This window comes from Shewanella sp. AC91-MNA-CIBAN-0169 (assembly GCF_040310165.1).
GTDB lineage: Bacteria > Pseudomonadota > Gammaproteobacteria > Enterobacterales > Shewanellaceae > Shewanella.
In genome coordinates, this window is record NZ_JBEOPM010000052.1 from 1 (window position 1) to 3,113 (window position 3,113).

Genomic DNA, 3,113 nt, shown 5'->3' on the forward strand with positions numbered 1-3,113 from the left:
GTTAATGCGAAAGCATTAACACTTGAGTTCTCAAAACACTGTTTAAGTGTCTTGAATATTCTAAAAACTAAGGCGAGTCCACTTCCTGGTCGGAGGTGAGACAAGTAAAAACCAGCTGGTCATGATATGGCCCAGATGTTCACGCAAGTGAAACTCATTTGGGTTGTATGGTTAAGTGACCAAGCGTATACGGTGGATGCCTTGGCAGTCAGAGGCGATGAAGGACGTAATAACTTGCGAAAAGCGTTGGCGAGCTAGTAATAAGCATTTGAGCTAACGATATCCGAATGGGGAAACCCAGCAGCATAAGCTGTTATCACTACATGAATACATAGTGTAGTGAGGCAAACCCGGGGAACTGAAACATCTAAGTACCCGGAGGAAAAGAAATCAACCGAGATTCCCCTAGTAGCGGCGAGCGAACGGGGATTAGCCCTTAAGTCTATGGGGTGTTAGTGGAATGTGTTGGAAAGCACAGCGGCACAGGGTGATAGCCCCGTACATGAAAACTAACCATAGATGAAAACGAGTAAGGCGGGACACGTGACATCCTGTTTGAATATGGGGGGACCATCCTCCAAGGCTAAATACTCCTGACTGACCGATAGTGAACCAGTACCGTGAGGGAAAGGCGAAAAGAACCCCTGTGAGGGGAGTGAAATAGAACCTGAAACCGTATACGTACAAGCAGTGGGAGCGGTTCTTGAGACCGTGACTGCGTACCTTTTGTATAATGGGTCAGCGACTTACATTTTGTAGCGAGGTTAAGCGAATAGCGGAGCCGTAGGGAAACCGAGTGTTAACTGCGCGTTTAGTTGCAAGGTGTAGACCCGAAACCGAGTGATCTAGCCATGGGCAGGTTGAAGGTTGAGTAACATCAACTGGAGGACCGAACCGACTTATGTTGAAAAATGAGCGGATGACTTGTGGCTGGGGGTGAAAGGCCAATCAAACTCGGAGATATCTGGTTCTCCTCGAAAGCTATTTAGGTAGCGCCTCGAGCGAATACCATTGGGGGTAGAGCACTGTTAAGGCTAGGGGGTCATCCCGACTTACCAACCCTTTGCAAACTCCGAATACCAATGAGTACTACTCGGGAGACAGACAGCGGGTGCTAACGTCCGTTGTCAAAAGGGAAACAACCCAGACCGTCAGCTAAGGTCCCAAAGTGTATGTTAAGTGGGAAACGATGTGGGAAGGCTTAGACAGCTAGGATGTTGGCTTAGAAGCAGCCATCATTTAAAGAAAGCGTAATAGCTCACTAGTCGAGTCGGCCTGCGCGGAAGATTTAACGGGGCTAAACATACCACCGAAGCTACGGGTGCATTTCTTAGGAAGTGCGCGGTAGAGGAGCGTTCTGTAAGCGGTTGAAGGTGAAGGGGTAACCCACACTGGACGTATCAGAAGTGCGAATGCTGACATGAGTAACGATAAAGGGAGTGAAAAACTCCCTCGCCGGAAGACCAAGGGTTCCTGTCCAACGTTAATCGGGGCAGGGTGAGTCGACCCCTAAGGTGAGGCCGAAAGGCGTAATCGATGGGAAACAGATTAATATTTCTGTACTTCCGCTAACTGCGATGGAGAGACGGAGAAGGCTAGGCTAGCGCGGCGTTGGTAGTCCGCGTTTAAGGTGGTAGGTTGATTTCTTAGGCAAATCCGGGAAATCGTACTTTAATGTACAGGCTGAGAGCTGATGACGAGTCACTAAGGTGATGAAGTAGTTGATGCCATGCTTCCAGGAAAATCTTCTAAGCTTCAGGTTAGCGGGAATCGTACCCCAAACCGACACAGGTGGTCGGGTAGAGAATACCAAGGCGCTTGAGAGAACTCGGCTGAAGGAACTAGGCAAAATGGTACCGTAACTTCGGGAGAAGGTACGCTCTTGTTGGTGATGAGACTTGCTCTCTAAGCTGACGGGAGTCGCAGATACCAGGTGGCTGCAACTGTTTATCAAAAACACAGCACTGTGCAAAATCGCAAGATGACGTATACGGTGTGACGCCTGCCCGGTGCCGGAAGGTTAATTGATTGGGTTATCTTCGGAGAAGCTCATGATCGAAGCCCCGGTAAACGGCGGCCGTAACTATAACGGTCCTAAGGTAGCGAAATTCCTTGTCGGGTAAGTTCCGACCTGCACGAATGGCGTAATGATGGCCACGCTGTCTCCAGCCGAGACTCAGTGAAGTTGAAATTGCGGTGAAGATGCCGTATACCCGCGGCTAGACGGAAAGACCCCGTGAACCTTTACTATAGCTTGGCACTGAACATTGAACCTACATGTGTAGGATAGGTGGGAGACTTTGAAGCTTGGACGCTAGTCTGAGTGGAGTCAATCTTGAAATACCACCCTTGTAGTTTTGATGTTCTAACTCTGGCCCCTTATCGGGGTTGAGGACAGTGCCTGGTGGGTAGTTTGACTGGGGCGGTCTCCTCCCAAAGAGTAACGGAGGAGCACGAAGGTTGGCTAAGTACGGTCGGACATCGTACGGTTAGTGCAATGGCATAAGCCAGCTTAACTGCGAGACATACACGTCGAGCAGGTACGAAAGTAGGTCATAGTGATCCGGTGGTTCTGAATGGAAGGGCCATCGCTCAACGGATAAAAGGTACTCCGGGGATAACAGGCTGATACCGCCCAAGAGTTCATATCGACGGCGGTGTTTGGCACCTCGATGTCGGCTCATCACATCCTGGGGCTGAAGTCGGTCCCAAGGGTATGGCTGTTCGCCATTTAAAGTGGTACGCGAGCTGGGTTCAGAACGTCGTGAGACAGTTCGGTCCCTATCTGCCGTGGGCGTTGGATGATTGAAGGGAGCTGCTCCTAGTACGAGAGGACCGGAGTGGACGAACCGCTGGTGTTCGGGTTGTCATGCCAATGGCATTGCCCGGTAGCTACGTTCGGAATCGATAACCGCTGAAAGCATCTAAGCGGGAAGCGAGCCCTAAGATGAGTCATCCCTAGAGCTTTAAGCTCTCTAAAGGGCCGTAGGAGACTACTACGTTGATAGGCAAGGTGTGTAAGCGTTGTGAGGCGTTGAGCTAACTTGTACTAATGACCCGTGAGGCTTAACCATACAACCCAGATGGGTTTTACTGATACGACTTAGTATTAG

The 3,113-nt window shown here is 50.1% G+C and carries 1 rRNA gene; it reads left to right on the forward strand.

Annotated features, from left to right (window positions below):
* The first annotated feature begins 169 nt into the window (after positions 1 to 169).
* Positions 170 to 3,074: ribosomal RNA gene (locus AAEY98_RS22015) — 23S ribosomal RNA — on the forward strand.
* Positions 3,075 to 3,113 lie beyond the last annotated feature (39 nt).